Genomic DNA, 18,010 nt, shown 5'->3' on the forward strand with positions numbered 1-18,010 from the left:
CTCCATCCTCCGCGAACTGCAGTACCTACTCGCGACCTGGCTCGGATTCTGCCCTCTCTGCCACCAACTCGTCCCAACCTAACAAAGCACTACTAGTACTACAACAGCGCTTCGTTGTGTTGCCTCTGTCTTCGTTGGTAGTGGGCTTGTTTGGCGCGGGCTTGGTAGCGGCGGCGCAGCTGTGACCAGGCGGCGATGCGGTCGAAGGACCGGGTGACGCCGATGATCAGGTGTGCCAGGAGACGGCGGATCTCGCCTGGGCTGAGGGGGACCAGGTCGCGGCTGCTTTTGGGTCGCCTGCCGCGGTCACGGCGAGGTAGGCGTGGGCGAGCATGGCCAGGGTGATGTGCCGGTACCAGGGCGGGTAACGGCGGACCTGGTAGTGGTCGAGGCCGGTTTCGGTCTTGGCCTGTTGAAAGCACTCTTCGATCGCCCAGCGGGTGCCTGCGATGCGGACGAGGGTGGTGATGCTGGTGCCGGTGGGGCCAGCGCACAGGTAGAACGCCAGTTCTGTGGGGTCGGTGATGCCGCGTCGGATCAGGACCCATCGACTGCTGCCGGTGTCGTTGAAGTCGGGCAGGCCGGCCATGGCCCAGTCGTACAGCCGTGGCCCTTTGGCTCCGGCCCCGGCCGAGAGCCGTTTCCACGCTTCGTCGGGGGCTTATCCGGCCAGGGTGTCGACGCGGGCGGTGCCGACACCCAGCCCGACCTGCTGATTGCGGGGAACGGCCACCACGTAGCCGACGCGGCGCTGCTCGCAGAACGTGCGGAACTTCGAGTCCTGGCCGTAGGCCTCGTCCGCCGTGATCCACCGGGCCGGGAGTCCGGCGTCCAAGGCCCTGGCCAGCATGGCCTGCGCCAACTGCGGCTTCGTCGCGAACCCCACTGCCGTCGGGACGCCGGCCTGATCGCAGCGCTGACGATCGGTGGTCCAGGACTTCGGCAGATACAACTCCCGATCGACCAATGCCCGCCCGATCGGGCTCGCGTAGGCCAGGAACACGCCGAGCTGACAGTTCTCCACCCGCCCGGCCGTGCCGGAGTACTGCCGCTGCACCCCTGCCGAGCGCACCCCCTTCTTGACGAAGCCCGTCTCGTCCACGATCAGCACTCCATCGGTGTGTCCGAGATGCTCGGCAACGTAGGCGCGCAGGTCATCACGCACCTCGTCCGGGTCCCAGCATGCCTTGTTCAGCAGTCGCTGCATCCGGTCCGGTGTTACATCACCTGCAGCTTCGGCCAACTGCCAGCCGTTCTTGCGCTCCACCGGCGCCAGCAACCCCGTCAAGTACGCTCGCGCCTGCCGCCGAGGCTCTGCCCGACCGAACCGGCCAGCCACCCGCGCGAACAAGGCATCCAGACCAGCAACCCACACATCAAGATCAGCACGAGTGACCACATCAGACACCGCAACAACCTACACAACGAAGCGCTGTTGTAGTACTAGCAGTCATCCCCGGCCTGTTCCTGCTCGGCATGGCCGTCACCCGTTACGGAGTTCCGGACACGTTGGAGCGGCGGGGCCGGCAGCTCGCGGTCGCGTTCGCGGTGACGGTGCCGGTCGCGGTGCTGGCGGCGGTGGTGCAGTACCGGGCCGGGGTCGGGCCGACCGCCCACTACCGGTCGCTGCCGGCGGGCCTCGTCTTCGCCTTCCTGTTCGTGACCGGGTTCCTGCTGCTGCGTACGCCGCTGCGGGCCCCGCTCGACCGGGTCTTCGCGCCGATGGGCCGGATGGCCCTGACCAACTACGTCCTCGCGTCGGTGCTGATCGTCGCCGGTGACGCACTGCTCGACGTGGGAGCCCACACCCGGTACGGCACGGTGGTGCTGCTCGGCGTGGCGATCGCGGTGGCGCAGGCGGCGCTCAGTCCACTGTGGCTGAACCGCTTCCGGTACGGTCCGCTGGAATGGGTGTGGCGCTGCCTGACCTGGTGGAGCCGGGTGCCGATCCGCCGGGTGCCGGACCGGCACCCGCGCGGTGCGGAGCCGGCACCCGCGCGCCCCGAGCCGGCCGGAACGCCGTGACGGTCAGGCCGGTGCGAGCCGCCGCAGCGCGCGGCGGGAGACGGTCAGGAAGAGCACCGCGACGACCAGCATCGCGGCCGCCTCGACGGCGTGCACGGTCACCAGCGTGGGCCGGTCCGGGGTGACGGCCGCGAAGGTCATCTGGTCCACCAGGGTCACCACGCGCAGTCCGAGCACGGCCACGGCGAGCACCGCGAGGGCGAGAGCCCGGTGCGGCGCGGCCGGCCGGCGGACAACATGGACGACGGCCGCGACGAACACGCCGGCGCACCACAGCCCGGGCCAGTCGACCAGCGCCTCGCGGCCGCCGGTCGGCCAGCCCAGCAGCACGGCGAGGGCCGCGACCGCGCCGACGGGCAGCGCGACGAGCCACGGCCGGGACCGGACCGGGGCCGCGCCGCCGTGGAACGCGGCCAGTGCCAGCACCGGGAGCGCGTCGAAGAGCAGCCAGTACGACCGGGACAGGGCGAAGGCGCCGCCGTCGGCGGACACGTCCACCACCGTGCCGATCAGCACCGGGGCGAGCGCGACCAGCGCCAGCACCCGGGCGGCGCGGTGTTGCCCGTGCACCAGTGCCAGGTAGGCCGGGATCCACAGCAGGCCGGTGAGTCCCCGCAGGGCCTGCCAGCGGCCGGCGTACGCGTCCGGCACGGCGTCGGCGGGGAGCCCGGGCAGCCGGTAGGCGGTCCACACGACGAGGGCGGCACCGACCAGCGCGCCGACGGCGTGCGCGAGCAGGCCGACGAGCGCGACCCGACGGACGGCCTCGCCGAGGGTGAAGGAGCGGGGCGCGGCATCCGCCCCGCCGAGTCGCAGCCGCAGCGCGAGCGCCGCGACGCTGGCGATCTCGGCGCCGCCGGGCCGGCCCAGCTCAACGCCCTCGGGATCGCCGGGGTCGCTCGCGTACGCGCCTTCCATGAAGGTCGCGACCATGTCCTCCTCCCATTTCCGCCGGTAGGAGGCGGGCAGCAGGCACAGCAGCCGCCGGTAGCGCTCTTCGAGCAGGCTGGTCATGCCGCACCGCCCGCGCCCGCCGGCCGGTGTGCCCGGAGCCGGCGGGTGGCGGTACGCGCGTTCGCCGCCTGCCGGGCGGCTTCGGCGGCCAGCGCGTCGCGCCCCTGCTCGGTGATCCGGTAGTAGCGCCGCAGCCGCCCCTGGTGGGGCTCTTCGCGGTCCAGCTCGACGAGCCCGTCGTCGACGAGCCGCCCGAGTACGCCGTAGAGGGTGCCGACCCGCAGGTCGACCCGCCGGTCGGAGAGGTCAGCGACCTCGCTCACGATGCCGTAACCGTGTCGTGGTTCGCCGACCAGCGCCGTGAGGATGAAGAACGCCTGCTCCGTCATCGCCTTGTCTGCCACGAGCCACAATATAATGGCAGACAGGATATCTTGGGAAGCCGGATCAGGGCCCGCGTCCGTCCGCCGTGCCCGCCCGGCCGGGCGCGCGGCGGATGCGGGAAGCCGGCCTCACCCCGGGAGCGACCGAATCGGGCGGCAATATCTCGTGTGGCGCGATACCTGAACCGGCACCCTCAGGCGTTGACAGTTACGAATGTAATCCGCACGCTGCAATTCCTATGTGATTCAACCAAGGAAGGCAGCCGAAGCCGACATCACCGCCACCGGCAGCAGCGGCGGCGGCGGTGCCACCGACGGCATCCCCGGCTGCGGCTGGTGCACCGGCTCGATCCGCAACGGCTTCCAGGTCCACTGCCGCTGACCACCGCACCGCGCGGCCCGCGCTCCCGACAGGACCACACGATCCGCACCCACCGCAGTTCCCATCCGATCCGACCGAAGGGAGTCGACCAATGTCGACCCTGGCGCCAGAACGCGCAGACGAGATCATCAAAAGCTGGCTGACCGGAACCGAACTGGTCGACGGCTGGGACAACCCCGCCGGACCACTGTTCCTCGGCGGGATCTACGCCGAAGCCGACATCACCGCCACCGGCGGCGGCGGGACCGGTAGCATCTCCGTCACCGGCTGCGCCTGGTGCAGCGGATCGATCTGCAACGGCAGGCGGATCCTCTGCGCCTGACCGGCGATCGAAGTCTCGCCGCGGGCCCGTCCCGGGCCCGTGGCGGGGAAGAACCGCGCCGCGCCCGAACCGACGAACAGGCCGGCAATATCTCGTGTGGCGCGATACCGAAGCTGACAGTCGGCCATGTTGACAGCGGCGAATGTAATCCACACGCTGCAATTGCAGCAATTCACCTCGTCACCCCGACTGAAGGGAGTCGACCAATGTCGACCTTGGCGCCGGAGCGCGCAGACGAGATCATCAAAAGCTGGCTGACCGGAACCGATCCCGTCGACGGCTGGGACAACCCGGCCGGACCACTGTTTCTCGGTGGGAAGTACGCCGAAGCCGACATCACCGCCACCGGCAGCGGCGGCGGCGCCACCGACGGCATCACCGGCTGCGGCTGGTGCACCGGCTCGATCTGCAACGGCTTCCAGGTCCACTGCCGCTGACCACCGCACCGCGCAGCCTGTCGCTCCCGACAGGACCACACGATCCGCACCCACTGCAATTCCCATCTGATCCGACCGGAGGGAGTCGACCAATGTCGACCTTGGCGCCGGAACGCGCGGACGAGATCATCAAAAGCTGGCTGACCGGAACCGAACTGGTCGACGGCTGGCACAGCCCCGCCGGACCCTTGTTCCTCGGCGGCAGGTACGTCGAGTCCGACATCACCGCCACCACCACCGCCGGCACCGTCAGCGGCGTCATCGACGGCATCACCTGGTGACCTGCTCGCTCCGCAACGGCATCCAGATCCACTGCCACTGACGGCCAGTCCCGACGTCGGGCCCCGGTGGACCTGTGCCCTATCACCCGGGACCGACCGGACAGGTCTGCAATATCTCGTGTGGCGCAATGCCGAAACCGGCACCCCAAGATGTTGACATTGACGAATGCGATCTCCACGCTACAGCCGTAACAATTCCTCCATGACCCACCCGAAGGGAGTCGGCCAATGTCGACCTTGGCTCCAGAGCGCGCCGACGAGATCATCGAAAGCTGGCTGACGGGAACCGAACCGGTGGACGGGTGGGAAAACCCCGCCGGACCGCTGTTCCTCGGCGGAAAGTACGCCGAAGCCGACATCACCGCCACCGGCAGCGGCGGCAGCAACTCGGTCACCGGTTGCGGCTGGTGCAGTGGATCGATCTGCAACGGCATGCCGATCCACTGCTACTGATCCCGAAGATCCGACCAACACCGCGACCGGATCATTCGCCGCCCCGAAGCGACCCGCACCGCACCGGCGTCCGCCCCCGGCCGGCGACGGACGCCGCGTAACGGCACGTCGCCCGGCCGGGTCGACCGGATAGGCCGACAGTATGCCGTATGGCGCGATACCGAAACCAACACCCCAAGTCATTGACATTTGCAAATGTCACCAAGAGGCTACATTTGCAACATTCATTTCCCGATCAATGCGAAGGGAGTCGCCGGATGTCCACCTTGGCACCCGAACGGGCAGACGAGATCATCGAAAGCTGGCTGACCGGAACCGCACCGGTCGACGGCTGGGAGAACCCGGCCGGACCACTGTTCAACAGCGGCAAATACGCCGAATACGACATCACCGCCACCGGCGGTGGCGGCGGGATCACCACGCACACCGGATGCGGCCCGTGCACCGGGTCGTACCCGATCGAATGCTACTGACCCCGTGAAGGCAGCCCCGGCCCCCGGCCTCGACCGGGTCGTCGCCCGCCTCGTCGGTCCCGCACTGACCGGGCTCGCCGACGACCTGGCCGGCATCCGTGCGCTCGGAGCGCACGAGCGCGACATCCTGCACCAGGTCGTCGCCGGCGTGCTCCACGAGCGGGTGCTGGGCCGGGTCGGCCGGGCGCTGCTGCTCGAACTGCACGCCGCCCGGCTCACCGGACGGCTCACCGCCCCGGACCCGGCCGGCCGGTGGGACGAGTGGATCGAACTGGCCTGCGAACCGTCCTTCCGCGACGTCCTGGCCGGCCGCTACCCCACGCTCCTGCCCCGGCTGGGCACCCTGGTCGACGACCAGTGCCGGGCCGGGTTGACGCTCGCCCGGCGGTTCGTCGCCGACCGGGCTGCCATCGGGCGACTCACCGGCTCCGAGCCGGAACTGACCGACGCCGCCCTCGGCGCCGGCGACAGCCACAACGGCGGCCAGACGGTCGCCCTGATCGGGCTCCCGACCGCCCGGGTGGTCTACAAGCCCCGGTCGCTGGCGGTCGACGCGGTGCTGGCCGGCTTCCTGCGTGCGGTGCTGCCCGACGAACCCGACGGGACCCGGATCCGGGTGCCCGAGATCGTGCTCCGCGACGGTTACGGCTGGGCCGCCCACGTCGAACACCGGTACTGCGCCGACGACGGCGAGTTCCGAGCCTTCTACCGGGGCCTGGGCCACTGGCTGGCGGTGACCCGGCTGTTCGGCGCGAGCGACCTGCACGCGGAGAACCTGATCGCCGCCGGACCCGTGCCGGTCGTGGTGGACTGCGAGACCCTGTTCACGCCCCGGTCGCCGGCCCGGCCCTCCGGACACGGGCAGGCGATGGACCAGGCCATAGAACTGTTGCGCACCTCCGTCCTGCGTACCGGGCTGCTGCCCGGCCGGGGCGTCGCGCTGGGCTTCCGGGGCGCCGACATGTCGGCGGCCGGCGCCCTGCCCGACGAACAGCCCGAGGTCGAGGTGCCGGTCATCGTGGACGCCGGCACGGACCGGGCCCGGATCGGCACCGCCCGGATCAACCGGCCGCAGGCGTTGAACCACCCCGGCCCGGAGCCGAGACTGCGCGAGCACTGGCGCGCCGTCGTCGACGGGTTCGACGAACTGAACCACCGCCTCACCGACCTGGACCGCCATGGCCGGCTGGCCCCGCTGCTCAGCGGTTTCGCCGACTGTCCGATCAGGATCGTGGTACGGGACACCATCGTCTACGGCGAGTTGGGTGCCATGCTCTGGCACCCGTCGGCGCTGCACGACGAGCCGGCGGCCCGCCGTCGGGCCGCCGACCTGCTGGCCGGCCACGCCGCCAACAGTCCCGGCGCACCGGCCGCACCGGAGACGATCCAGGCGGAGATCGGCGACCTGCTCGTCGGCGACGTGCCGTTCTTCGGCGTGGTCGCCGGGGCGGGGCAGGTGACCGGACCGGGCGGGACCGCCACCGACGAGGTCGGCGACCTCGTCGGATCGGCCCTGGTCCGATGGCGCGACCTGGACGCCGCCCTGGACCGGGAGGTGATCGAGTGCGCGGTCGTCAGCGCCTACCGCGACGAGGTCGACGCCCCGGACGTCGCCCACCTGCGCCCGTCCGCGCCGGTGGGCAACGCGCTCGACCGGCGCCGCCGTACCCTGGCCGCGACGATCGTCCGGACGGTGATCGACCGGGCCATATCGGCACCGGACGGCACCGTGGCCTGGATATCGCCGACGCTCGGCCCGACCGGGATCGCGATCCAGCCGCTCGCCCTGGACATCTACGGCGGCCTGCCCGGAGTGGCCGTGTTGCTCGCCGCCCACCAGAGCGAGGTGGCCGGCGGCCGGGCCGAGCCGGTGGCCGGGAGCGCCGACCTGCTCGACCGGACCCTGCACACGCTGCGCACGATGGACGACCGGGTCGTCGCCGAGCGGCGGGAACACCCGACCGCCCGCCCCGACCCGGCCGGTGGCTACGTCGGCCACGGGTCGCGGATCTGGAGCTGGCTGCTGCTGGCCCGGTCCGGTGCCGTCGAGCCGGACGAGGCCCTGCGCCGGGCCGTCGACATCGCCGGTTACCTGCCCGAGTCGGTGGCCGCGGACGAGTTCGCCGACCTGCTGATCGGGATGGCCGGAGCCGTGGTGCCGCTGCTCCGGCTGGCCGAGGCGACCGGCGACGAGCGGTGGCGCGGCGAGGCGATCGGGATCGGCGACCGGCTGGTGACGTCGGCCCGGACCGGGGAGAACGGGGCCCGCTGGGCCGGGCCGCGCTCCCCCGACGGCATCGGCGGCTTCGCGCACGGCTCGGCCGGCATCGGCTGGGCACTCGCCCGGCTCGGCACCGCCACCGACGACGCCCGGTTCGGCAAGCTGGCCGAGGCCGCGTTCGCGTACCAGGAAGCGCTCTTCCTGCCCGGCGAGGGTGGCTGGCGCGACCCGCGCAAGCCGGCCGGTGTCGCCGCGAACTGGTGCTACGGCTGCGACGGCATGGGCGTGGTCGCCGCCGACCTCGGCACCGGCGACCCGTACTGGCACGGGATGCTCGAACGGGCGGCGGCGTCGGCCTGGTCCGCCGGCATGGGCGTCACGCACACCCTGTGCCACGGCGACCTCGGCAGCTGGGAGGTGCTGGATCACGCCATCGCCGCCGGGGTGGCGCCGGCCGGGGTGACCCGTCAGGTCGTGGACGGCTACGTGCTGAGCAGCCTGGAGCAGCACGGCCCACGCTGGGCGATGAACAACGGCATGTTCCGGCCCGGATTGCTGGCCGGTGCCGGCGGGATCGCCTACCAGTTGCTGCGGATGCACCCCGAGACCACCCTGCCGTCGCTGCTGCTGCCCGACCCCCCGCTCCCCCGGCCGGTGCGTTGAGCCGGCCGATCGCCCTGGACCGGCTGGCCGCCGGCCTGGACGGCACGCTCCTGCTCCCCGGTACGCCCGGGCACGACGCCGCCCGCCGGCCGGCGATCCGTGGCCTGGTCGAGAAGGTGCCCCGGGCGGTGCTGCGCTGCGCGTCGCGCCGGGACGTCGTACGGGCCGTCGCCTTCGCCCGCGACCACGGCATGCCGTTCGCGCTGCGCGGCGGCGGGCACAGTTTCGCCGACCGCAGCAGCACCGACGGCCTACTCGTCGACCTCGGCGGGATGGACACGGTCGAGGTGTCCGGCGACACCGTGACGGTCGGGCCGGGCACCCGGATCGGCGACCTCGCCGGCCAGCTCGCCGCCACCGGGCGGCTGGTGCCGGCCGGCTGGTGCCCGACCGTCGGGATCGTCGGCGCCGCCCTCGGCGGCGGCTTCGGCCCGTTCTCCCGCCGGTACGGCCTGACCTGCGACCACGTCGTCGCCGCCGACGTCGTCCTCGCCGACGGGCGTACGGTGCGCGCCGACGCCGACCGGCACCCGGACCTGTTCTGGGCGCTGCGCGGCGCCGGCGGCGGCCAGTTCGGTGCGGTGACCTCGCTGGTGCTGCGGACCCGCTCCGCCCCGGCCGCCACGATGTTCGCGCTGACCTGGACCTTCGAGCACGCGGCGACGCTGGTCGAGAACTGGCAGCGGTGGGCGCCGGTCGCCGACGACACGGTCAACGCCGAACTGGTCGTGGCCGCCGGCGGGCTGCCGGGGTTGGCGCCGCTCACGGTGCTGTTCGGCGTGGTGCTCGGCGGTCCGGAGCGGGCCGAAGCCGTACTGCGCCCGTTCGAGGACCGGATCGGGGCGGCCCCGCTCCGCCGTACGGTGACCGCCCTGACCGGCCGGGAGGCGACGGTCCACGACTGGTACGCCGGCATGCCGTACGCGGGGCCGCCACCGCTCGCGCCCGGCCAGCGGCCCGGCCGGCGGGTGGTGCGGTCGGAGTTCTTCGACACCCCGCTGCCCCGGACGGCGATCGAGCGCCTGCTCGACCGGCTCGCCGCCGACCGGGTGGCCGGCCAGTACCGGGAACTGGAGTTCGTGCCCTGGCGGGGCGCCTACCGGCGGGTGCCGGCGGACGCGACCGCGTTCCCGCACCGGGAGGCGCTGTTCCTGCTCGAACACAACGCCGACGTGGGTCCGGACGCCGACGACCCGGCCCGGCGGGCGGTGCACGACTGGGTCACCGGCTCGTGGTCCACGGTACGGCCGTGGGGTTCCGGCGGGGTCTACCCCAACTACCCCGACCCCGACCTGGCCGGCTGGGCGACGGCCTACCACGGCGGCAACCTCGGCCGTCTCGCCGAGGTGAAGGCGAGATACGACCCGACGGACCTGTTCCGGTCCGCCCAGTCCGTACCGCCGGCCGGCGGGCCACCGCCGGTCGAGACACCCCGGGAGGCCACGTGGCCGCGGTGATCCACAAGACGGGCCGCGACGACGACCACGCGAAACCCGCGGCCGGGTCGTCGCCGGACGGTCCGGCCGACGGCACGCCGCTGCCCGAACTGGCGGACCTGGCCTGGCTGCGGCAGACGACCAAGCTCGCCCACACCAGCTTCTGGGCGGTGGCCCGGCGGCTGCCGCACCTGCTGCGCGAAGCGCTCGCCCTGGCCTGGGCGACCAGCCGGCGGGACACGGTGGCGTCGATCGGCCTGAACGTCACCGCCGGCGTGATGACCACGTTCGGGCTGCTGGCCACCAGCAACGTGCTGCGGGAACTCTTCGCGTCCGGCCCCACCCCGGACCGGGTACGGGCGGCGGCACCCGCGCTGGTCTTGGCGGCGCTGGCGGTGATGGCCCGCGGCGGCATGACGATCGCCGCCGGCTGGGCCCAGGGCCGGCTGCGGCCGCAGATCAACTACGAGGTGGAGTCGCGGCTGTTCGCGGCCACCACCGCGGTCGAACTCGCGGCCTTCGACGACGCCGGATTCGCCGAGGAGATGGACCGGGCCCGCGACCGGGGAATGGCCGAGGCCGCCGCCGTCGTCGACGACTCGGTCAACCTGGTCACCGGTGTCGTCGGGGTGCTGGCCACCGCCGCCGCGGTGACGGTCATCCACCCGGTGCTGCTGCCGTGCCTGCTGCTCGCCGCCGTCCCCGGGGCGGTCACCGCGGTCCGGATCGCCCGCCGGACCTACCTGAACATGCTGGCCCGGATCACCCACCGCCGTCGCATGTGGATGCTCGCCACCCTGATGGCCAACCGGAACACCGCCGCCGAGGTCCGCGTCTACCAGATGCGCGACTTCCTGCTCGGCGAGTACCGGCGGATCATGGCGATCGAGAGCGCGGCGGAGATGCGCCTCGTACGGTCGCAGACCACCACCCGGCTGGGCGGCGCCGTCGTCTCCGGCGTCGCGCTGTTCGCCGTGTACGCCGTACTCGCCGGGCTCCTCCTCGGCGACGTGATCGCCCTCGCCGCCGCCGCGACCGCGCTGATCGCCCTGCAATCCGCGCTCGCCAGCCTGCGTACCGCCGTGGCCTCGACCAACTCGCTGTACGAGGACGCGCTCTACTACCAGGACTTCCGCGACTTCCTGGACCGGGCGCGGCGGCACACCCGCGCGACCGGCAGCCGGCCGGTCCCGCCCTTCGAGACCATCGAACTCGACGAGGTGAGCCTGAACTACCCGGCGACCGACACCCCCGCCGTCGACCGGGTCAGCCTGACCCTGCGCCGCGGCGAGGTGGTCGCGCTGGTCGGCGAGAACGGCTCCGGCAAGACCACCCTGGCGAAACTCGTCGCCGGGCTGTACCGGCCGAGCGGCGGTGTCATCCGCTGGGACGGCACCGACACCGCCCTGCTCGACCGGCACGGCCTCGGCTCGCAGGTCGCCGTCCTGAGCCAGGACTGGTGGAAGTTCCCGTTCACCGTCACCCAGAACATCACCGTCGGCCGGCACGACCGCCGCCCGGACCAGCCCGGGCCGACGGTCGAGGCGGCCGCCCGGGCGACGGCGGCACACGACATGATCGTCGACCTGCCGTACGGCTACGACACCCTGCTCGACCGCGAGTTCAAGAACGGTCAGGACCTGTCCGGCGGGCAGTGGCAGCGGCTGGTCGCCGCCCGCGGCCTCTACCGCGACGCCCGGCTGCTGATCTGCGACGAGCCGTCGGCCGCCCTCGACGCGCGCGCCGAGCACGCGCTCTTCCAGCACCTGCGCCGGCATCCGGAGCGGACGATCGTGTTGATCACCCACCGGCTGGCCAACGTCCGGCACGCCGACCGCATCTACGTGATGCGCCGCGGCCGGATCGTGCAGCAGGGCAGCCACGACGAACTGGTCGGACGCGACGGGCTCTACCGCGAACTGTTCGAGCTGCAGGCCAGCGGATACCTGCCGCAGGACGGTCCGGCGGCACCCGCCGAGCACCGGCCCTGACCGGGCCGGGTCGGGCCGGTCAGACCGTCTCCCCCGCCGGCAGGCCCTTCCCGGTCTCCGGTGCGGCCCGGCCGGTCTCCGGGGCGGTGTCGTCCGGGTCGGGCGGGGTGCTCTCCGGCGCGGTGTCGGCCGCCTCCGGCGACGGGTCGGCGAGCTGCTCCCGCACGTAGTTCCACAGCACCGCGATCAGCGCGGCGACCGGCACGGCGAGCAGGCTTCCGACGATGCCCGCCAGGCTGCCCCCGAGGGTCACCGCCAGCAGGACCACCGCCGCGTGCAGGCCGAGCCCACGGCTCTGCAGGATCGGCTGGAACACGTTCCCCTCGAGCTGCTGGACCACGATGATGATGGCCAGCACGATCAGCGCGTCCGTCGGACCGTTCGACACCAGCGTGACGAGCACCGCGACGAACCCGGCGAACAGGGCGCCGACGATCGGCACGAACGCCGAGACGAAGGTCAGCACCGCCAGCGGAAGCACCAGCGGCACGCCGAGGATCCACAGGCCGAGGCCGATGAACACGGCGTCCAGCAGCCCGACGATCGCCTGGGAACGTACGAACGCGCCCAGGGTGTCCCAGCTCCGGGCGGCCACCACCGGAACGTCGAGGGCGAGCCGGCCGGGCAGCTGCCGGGTCAGCCACGGCAGGAACCGTGGGCCGTCCTTGAGGAAGAAGAACATGAGGAAGATCGCCAGCACGGTGGTGACCACGCCGTTGACGACGGTGCCGACGCCGGTGAGGGTGACGGTGATGATGCTGCCGACGCTGTCCTGGACACTGGCGATGGCGGTGTCGAAAGCCTGGGTGACCTGGTCGTCGCCGATGTTAAGCGGCGGGCCGGCGGCCCACTCACGCACCTGCTGGATGCCGGCGACCACCCCGTCGACCAGTTCGGCGGACTGCGACGCCACCGGCACCACGATCAGCACCACGGTCCCGGCCGCGACCAGGAGGAAGAGCACCGTCACGGCCGACGCCGCCAGGGCGGGCCGCCAGCCGTGCCGGCGCAGGAAGCGGGCCAGGGGCCAGGTCAGCGTCGTGAGGAGCAGGGCGACGACGACCGGCCAGATCACCGACCACGCCCGGGCCATGATCCACAGGGTCACCCCCGTCATCAGGAGGACCAGCAACATCTGCAGCGAGATCCGTGCGGACGCGCGCAGCGCGGCCTGGGTCTTCGCGGAACTCAGCGGGGCGGACATGGGAACACCCTAAACAGGTGCGGGTAGCGGTCCCACCAGCCGGCGCCCCTCAGCCGGGCGTCGCGTCGGCCGCCACCCGGCGGATCAGCTCGGCACGCGAGCCGATGTCGAGTTTGCGGAACACCCGGCCGAGGTGGAACTCGATCGTCTTCGGGCTGAGGAACAGCGCGGCGGCGACCCCCTTGTTGGTGCGCCCCTCGGCCACCTGCTGGGCGATCTGGAGTTCCTGGGGGGTGAGCTGGTCGCCGGCCCCGGCCGTCGCCCGCCGGATCTTCTCGCCGGTGGCGCGCAGCTCGCGCCGGGCCCGTTCGGCCCACGGCCCGGCCTCCAGCCGGTCGAAGATCTCGTGGGCCCGCCGGAGCTGCTCCCGGGCCGCCAGCTTGCGGCCGCCGCGACGCAGCCGCTCGCCGAAGCTGAGTCGGGTCCGGGCCAGCGCGTACGCGTCCGGCAGCGTCTCGTGCAGCGCCAGCGCCCGCCGGAACTCCGCCTCGTAGCCGTCGTCGTCGGCGAGCAGACCGGCGCAGCGGGCCGACAGGGCGGCACCCCAGTGCGGGCTGGGCCGGGCGCTCGGCCTCGGCCTCGATGCCGGCGGCCGAGACGACGGTCATGCCGTCGGCGCGGGTGGCGGCGTATCTCAGCAGTTCGGTCTTGCCGATGCCCGCCTCGCCGCGCAGCACCAGGGCCCGGCTCCGCCCGCCACGGGCCTGGTCCAGCAGCGCGGTGATCCGTTCCCGCTCGTCCCGCCGTCCGATCAGCACCCGGCCAGTATCCGCGGCGGGCCGGTGCCGGGGACTTCCCCGAAGAGTCGGTGATGTGACCGTGGCCGCCGTCGCCGACCCGGACGAATGCGTCGGGACCGGCTTCGTCCGGGCACCGTGCCCACACCGTTATTGATCCACAACGGACGTTTACTGGCTCCACAGTGGATCTGGGCTATGCTCCTCGCGGCCGTCCCCCGGGCAGCACGACATGCCCGCACCCCCGCCGACGAAGGACCGATACGGATGTACGACGCGATAGTGATCGGTGCCCGCTGCTCGGGCGCCTCCACGGCGATGCTGCTCGCCCGGCAGGGACACCGCGTGCTGGTGGTCGACCGGTCGACGTTCCCCAGCGACGTCATCTCGACGCACTTCCTCTGGCCGCACGGGATGTCGTACCTGAACCGGTGGGGGGTCCTCGACCAGGTGCTCGCGGTCACCCCGGCGCAGACCACGATCAAGGTGGTCAACGACGGTATCCCGCTGACCGGCTCGGTGCCGGTGGAGCTGCTGCGGGAATACTTCCGGGACCTGCACGGCGACGACACGGGCGTGGTGCAGAGCTACGCCTCGATCCGGCGCCGGGTGCTCGACCAGATCCTCGTCGAGGCGGCCGCCAAGGCCGGCGCCGAGGTACGCACCGGCTTCGCCGTACGCGAGCTGATCCGCGACGGCGACCGGGTCGTCGGCATCCGGGGCCGTACGGCCGACGGCGAGACGGTCGAGGAACGGGCCCGGATCGTGATCGGCGCCGACGGGCGGAACTCGTTCGTGGCCCGCACCCTCGACCTGCCCAAGTACGACGAGCGTCCGAAGTGCACGTTCGCGTACTGGAGCTACTTCTCCGGCTTCGATCTCGGCCCGGCCCAGCTGCACCGGCGCGGCCGGCTCGCGAGCGCGGTGGTGCCGACGAACTTCGAGCAGAACATGGTCCTGGTGTGGGGGCCGAGCGAGTGGTCGCGGGAGTTCCGGCGCGACGTGGCCGGCAACTTCCAGCGGGCGCTGGACTTCGTCGCCCCCGAGGTCGGCGAGGTGGTCCGCACCGAGGGGACCCGGGAGGAGCGGATCTACGGCACGCTGGACCAGGCCGGCTTCCTGCGGCCGCTGCACGGGCCCGGCTGGGTGCTCGTCGGCGACGCCGAGTGCTTCAAGGACCAGTGCACCGCGATCGGGATGACGCACGCGTTCCGGGACGCGGAGCTGGTCGCCGCCGCCCTGGGCAGGTGGCTGCGGGGCGAGGTGCCGGTCGACGAGGCGATGGCGGGCTACGAGAGCCGCCGGCGCAGCCAGAACGCGGCCGCCTACTACGACTACGTGTGCACGCTGGCGGAGATGCGGCCGTACCGGCACGACGAGTTGCAACTGTTCGTCGCGCTGCGCGGCAACCAGCAGGAGACCGACCGGTTCATCGCCACGCACGGCGACGTCGCGCCGGTCTCGGAGTTCTTCCAGGCGTCGAACCTGTTCCTGCTCAACGACGCCGCCAAGGAGTCCTCGGCCGGCCACGCGATCTTCGACGACTTCGCCGCGACGTCGCGGTCGTACCAGCAGAACCTCTTCGCCTGACCCCGGGAGACGTACCGTGACCACGCAACTGCACCAACGAGAAGACGGCGAGCTGATCGAGATCATCCTCGGGGCGGCCCGGCGCGGCGACGTCTCGGCCATGGCCGACACCGCCGCCGAGGTGTCCGAGATGACCCGCAACTGGGCGGGTCACATCCCCTGGGACGAGTTCCCGCTCCTCGACGGCGCCGACGACGAACTGGCCCGGGTCATCGCCGACCTGGAGGAGATGTGGGAGCCGGCGCACCTGCGCAACCCCGTCGACCCCGACGAGGAGTACGCGCTGGACAAGAACGCGTACGACTTCTACCGGCCGGCCGGGCGGAACCTGCTGACCCGTACCGAGGACTTCTACGGCTGGGTGGAGGCCCGCCGGCGGACCGAGACGTGGCAGTACTCGCGGGTGCTGGAGGCGGCGCCGAACAGCACCGCCCAGATCACCAACGACCTCGGCCGGCGCACCCGGGGGATCAACTTCAACTCGCAGGACTACCTGTCGTTCAACACCCACCCGGCGATCCGCGCCGCGGCGGAACAGGCGCTGCACGACTACGGGCCGCACAGTGCCGGCTCGCCGATGGTGCTCGGCAACACGCACATCTCCAACGAACTGGAGGCCGCCCTCGGTGACCTCGTCGGGCTGGAGCACGTGACGCTGTTCCCGACCGGCTGGGCGGCGGGCTTCGGCGCGGTCGTCGGCCTGGTGCGCCAGGAGGACCACATCCTGATCGACCGGCTGGCCCACTCCTGCCTGCAGCAGGGGGCCCGCGCCGCGACCCGCAACGTGGTGCGTTACGAGCACCTCAACGTCGAGGCGGTGCGCCGGCACCTGGTCGAGATCCGCGCCCGGGACACCCGCAACGGCATCCTCGTCGTCACCGACGGCCTGTTCTCGGTCGACGCCGACTGGCCGGACCTGGTCACGCTGCAACGGGTCTGCCGGGAGTACGACGCGACCCTGCTGGTCGACGTGGCGCACGACCTCGGCGCGATGGGTCCCGGCGGCACCGGCGTGCTCGGGCTGCAGAACCTGCTCGGCGAGGTCGACATCGTCATGGGGGCCTTCTCGAAGACGTTCTGCTCCAACGGCGGGTTCGTGGCGTCGAGGTCACCGGCCCTGAAGCAGTACATCAAGATGTTCGGCGGCTCGCACTTCTTCTCCAACGCCCTGTCGCCGGTGCAGACCGCCGTCGTGCTCGAGGCGACGAGGATCGTGCGGTCGCCGGAGGGGGACGCGCTGCGGGCCCAGCTCTTCACCGCCATCGACGCGCTGCGCGACGAGCTGACCACCCGCGGGCTGACCTGCATGGGCGAGCCGTCGCCGATCGTGCCGCTGCTGATCGGCAACGAGAAGCTGGCCCGCACCGCCAACCGGCTGCTGTTCGACCGGGGCGTACTGGCGTTCATGGTGGAGTTCCCGGTCACGCCGACCGGGTCGTCGCGCTTCCGGCTGCAGGTGCAGGCCAGCCACCGCCCGGAGGAGGCCCGCGAGGCGGCCCGGATCATCGAGGGTGCGATCGCGGACTCCCGGGCCTACCTGTCGAGCGCGTTCGGCAGCGCGCCGAGCTAGGCCCGCCGGCGCCCGCGGTGGTCAGGCAACCCCCGCGGGCGCCGGAACGACCTCCGTCCGCGTTGGTGGCGGCCGCTCCGGCACGTAATGTCGTCTCCTCGGCACCACCGCGGTGGCCCGGGACGACTGTGGGGCACCGGACCCACTCCTGGCGCGGGAGGGCCTGGAATGCAGCTGATCGGTCTGCTTGGCGGCATGAGCTGGCAATCGACCATGGAGTACTACCGGATCCTCAACGACCTGGTCCGGCAACGCCGCGGCGGCCTGCACTCCGCCCGCTGCCTCGTCTACTCGGTCGACTTCGCGGCCATCGAGGCGATGCAGGCCGAGGGGCGGTGGGACGACGCCGGCACCGTCCTGGCGTCGGCCGCCCGGGCGCTGGAGGACGGCGGCGCCGACTTCATCGTCCTGTGCACCAACACGATGCACCGGGTCGCCGACCAGATCCAGCGGTCGGTCACGATTCCGCTGCTGCACCTCGGGGACACCACCGCGGCGGCGGTGAAGGGGCGGCACATCCGGACGGTCGGGCTGCTCGGCACCCGGTTCACGATGGAGCAGGCGTTCTACCGGGACCGGCTGGCCGCGCACGGGCTCCGCGTCGTCGTGCCCTCGGCCGCCGACCAGAAGATCGTCAGCGACACCATCTACGACGAACTGTGCCTGGGCGTGGTCCGGCCCGAGTCCCGCGCCGCCTACCGGGAGATCATCGGGAAGCTCGTTGACGAGGGCGCCCAGGGTGTCATCTACGGATGCACCGAGATCGAACTGCTGGTCGACCAGAGCGACAGCGCCGTACCGGTGTTCCCGACCACGCGGCTGCACTGCGAGGCGGCGGTCGACCGCGCGACGGGACCGGGTCCGGTCCGGCGCCCCGAGCTGCCGTAG

General features: G+C 72.1%; 17 protein-coding genes and 2 pseudogenes. 13 read left to right on the forward strand and 6 right to left on the reverse strand.

The window, feature by feature from the left end:
- Positions 1-226 precede the first annotated feature (226 nt).
- Positions 227-1,399 (reverse strand): annotated as a pseudogene (locus AB0I42_RS22660) (IS701 family transposase).
- A 77-nt stretch (positions 1,400-1,476) separates the two neighbouring features.
- On the opposite strand from AB0I42_RS22660, the gene AB0I42_RS22665 reads away from it, so the two are divergent.
- Positions 1,477-2,025 carry a DUF418 domain-containing protein gene (locus AB0I42_RS22665; protein ID WP_357539703.1) on the forward strand — a complete coding sequence of 183 codons (549 nt, stop codon included), beginning with the start codon at positions 1,477-1,479 and terminating at the stop codon, positions 2,023-2,025.
- Positions 2,026-2,028: 3 nt separating this feature from the next.
- Here AB0I42_RS22665 and AB0I42_RS22670 read toward each other — a convergent pair whose 3' ends face one another.
- Both AB0I42_RS22670 and AB0I42_RS22675 read right to left on the reverse strand, forming a co-directional pair.
- Positions 2,029-3,039 carry a hypothetical protein gene (locus tag AB0I42_RS22670; RefSeq protein WP_357539705.1) on the reverse strand — a complete coding sequence of 337 codons (1,011 nt, stop codon included), beginning with the start codon at positions 3,037-3,039 and terminating at the stop codon, positions 2,029-2,031.
- On the reverse strand, positions 3,036-3,368 hold the full coding sequence (locus AB0I42_RS22675; RefSeq protein WP_212828896.1) for a PadR family transcriptional regulator: 333 nt from the start codon (positions 3,366-3,368) through the stop codon (positions 3,036-3,038). Before AB0I42_RS22675 ends, AB0I42_RS22670 begins: the two co-directional genes overlap by 4 nt.
- Positions 3,369-3,603: 235 nt before the next feature.
- On the opposite strand from AB0I42_RS22675, the gene AB0I42_RS22680 reads away from it, so the two are divergent.
- The 9 genes from AB0I42_RS22680 to AB0I42_RS22720 all read left to right on the forward strand — a co-directional run bounded on the left by AB0I42_RS22680 (position 3,604) and on the right by AB0I42_RS22720 (position 12,021).
- Positions 3,604-3,744 (forward strand): hypothetical protein, encoded by a 141-nt coding sequence (locus AB0I42_RS22680; protein ID WP_357539707.1) that lies wholly within the window; start codon positions 3,604-3,606, stop codon positions 3,742-3,744.
- Positions 3,745-3,835: 91 nt separating this feature from the next.
- A complete protein-coding gene (locus AB0I42_RS22685) occupies positions 3,836-4,066 on the forward strand; it encodes a DUF6229 family protein (protein ID WP_357539709.1) in 231 nt (76 codons plus the stop codon).
- Entirely contained in the window at positions 4,021-4,503 is a 483-nt protein-coding gene (locus AB0I42_RS22690) for a DUF6229 family protein (protein WP_357539711.1), read from the forward strand. The genes AB0I42_RS22685 and AB0I42_RS22690 overlap by 46 nt, the downstream gene beginning before the upstream one ends.
- Positions 4,504-4,595: 92 nt before the next feature.
- The gene (locus AB0I42_RS22695) at positions 4,596-4,784 is read left to right on the forward strand and encodes a DUF6229 family protein (protein WP_357539713.1); all 189 of its coding nucleotides are present in this window, start codon (positions 4,596-4,598) and stop codon (positions 4,782-4,784) included.
- A gap of 228 nt (positions 4,785-5,012) precedes the next feature.
- Entirely contained in the window at positions 5,013-5,237 is a 225-nt protein-coding gene (locus AB0I42_RS22700) for a DUF6229 family protein (protein ID WP_212819810.1), read from the forward strand.
- 257 nt (positions 5,238-5,494) lie between these two features.
- The gene (locus AB0I42_RS22705; protein ID WP_357519580.1) at positions 5,495-5,710 is read left to right on the forward strand and encodes a DUF6229 family protein; all 216 of its coding nucleotides are present in this window, start codon (positions 5,495-5,497) and stop codon (positions 5,708-5,710) included.
- A gap of 4 nt (positions 5,711-5,714) precedes the next feature.
- Positions 5,715-8,594 (forward strand): type 2 lanthipeptide synthetase LanM family protein, encoded by a 2,880-nt coding sequence (locus AB0I42_RS22710; protein WP_357539715.1) that lies wholly within the window; start codon positions 5,715-5,717, stop codon positions 8,592-8,594.
- Entirely contained in the window at positions 8,591-10,051 is a 1,461-nt protein-coding gene (locus AB0I42_RS22715; protein WP_357539717.1) for an FAD-binding oxidoreductase, read from the forward strand. Before AB0I42_RS22710 ends, AB0I42_RS22715 begins: the two co-directional genes overlap by 4 nt.
- Complete coding sequence (locus AB0I42_RS22720) at positions 10,039-12,021, forward strand: ABC transporter ATP-binding protein (RefSeq protein WP_357539719.1); 1,983 nt, start codon at positions 10,039-10,041, stop codon at positions 12,019-12,021. Before AB0I42_RS22715 ends, AB0I42_RS22720 begins: the two co-directional genes overlap by 13 nt.
- A gap of 19 nt (positions 12,022-12,040) precedes the next feature.
- On the opposite strand, the gene AB0I42_RS22725 is transcribed toward AB0I42_RS22720, so the two are convergent.
- The 3 genes and pseudogenes from AB0I42_RS22725 to AB0I42_RS22735 all read right to left on the reverse strand — a co-directional run.
- Entirely contained in the window at positions 12,041-13,225 is a 1,185-nt protein-coding gene (locus tag AB0I42_RS22725) for an AI-2E family transporter (protein WP_357539721.1), read from the reverse strand.
- Between the two features lie 49 nt (positions 13,226-13,274).
- Positions 13,275-13,760: a helix-turn-helix transcriptional regulator gene (locus AB0I42_RS22730; RefSeq protein ID WP_357539912.1), complete on the reverse strand. Its 486-nt coding sequence runs from the start codon at positions 13,758-13,760 to the stop codon at positions 13,275-13,277.
- Positions 13,684-13,983: pseudogene (locus AB0I42_RS22735) on the reverse strand (ATP-binding protein); the annotation flags it as partial. The pseudogene AB0I42_RS22735 and the gene AB0I42_RS22730, both read right to left, overlap by 77 nt.
- A gap of 240 nt (positions 13,984-14,223) precedes the next feature.
- On the opposite strand from AB0I42_RS22735, the gene AB0I42_RS22740 reads away from it, so the two are divergent.
- The 3 genes from AB0I42_RS22740 to AB0I42_RS22750 all read left to right on the forward strand — a co-directional run bounded on the left by AB0I42_RS22740 (position 14,224) and on the right by AB0I42_RS22750 (position 18,010).
- Complete coding sequence (locus tag AB0I42_RS22740) at positions 14,224-15,552, forward strand: NAD(P)/FAD-dependent oxidoreductase (RefSeq protein WP_357539914.1); 1,329 nt, start codon at positions 14,224-14,226, stop codon at positions 15,550-15,552.
- A gap of 16 nt (positions 15,553-15,568) precedes the next feature.
- Entirely contained in the window at positions 15,569-17,122 is a 1,554-nt protein-coding gene (locus AB0I42_RS22745) for an aminotransferase class I/II-fold pyridoxal phosphate-dependent enzyme (RefSeq protein WP_357539723.1), read from the forward strand.
- A gap of 168 nt (positions 17,123-17,290) precedes the next feature.
- Positions 17,291-18,010, forward strand: coding sequence for an aspartate/glutamate racemase family protein (locus AB0I42_RS22750; RefSeq protein ID WP_357539725.1), 720 nt, complete (start codon positions 17,291-17,293; stop codon positions 18,008-18,010).

The sequence above is a fragment of the Polymorphospora sp. NPDC050346 genome (assembly GCF_040655695.1).
Lineage (GTDB): Bacteria > Actinomycetota > Actinomycetes > Mycobacteriales > Micromonosporaceae > Polymorphospora > Polymorphospora lycopeni.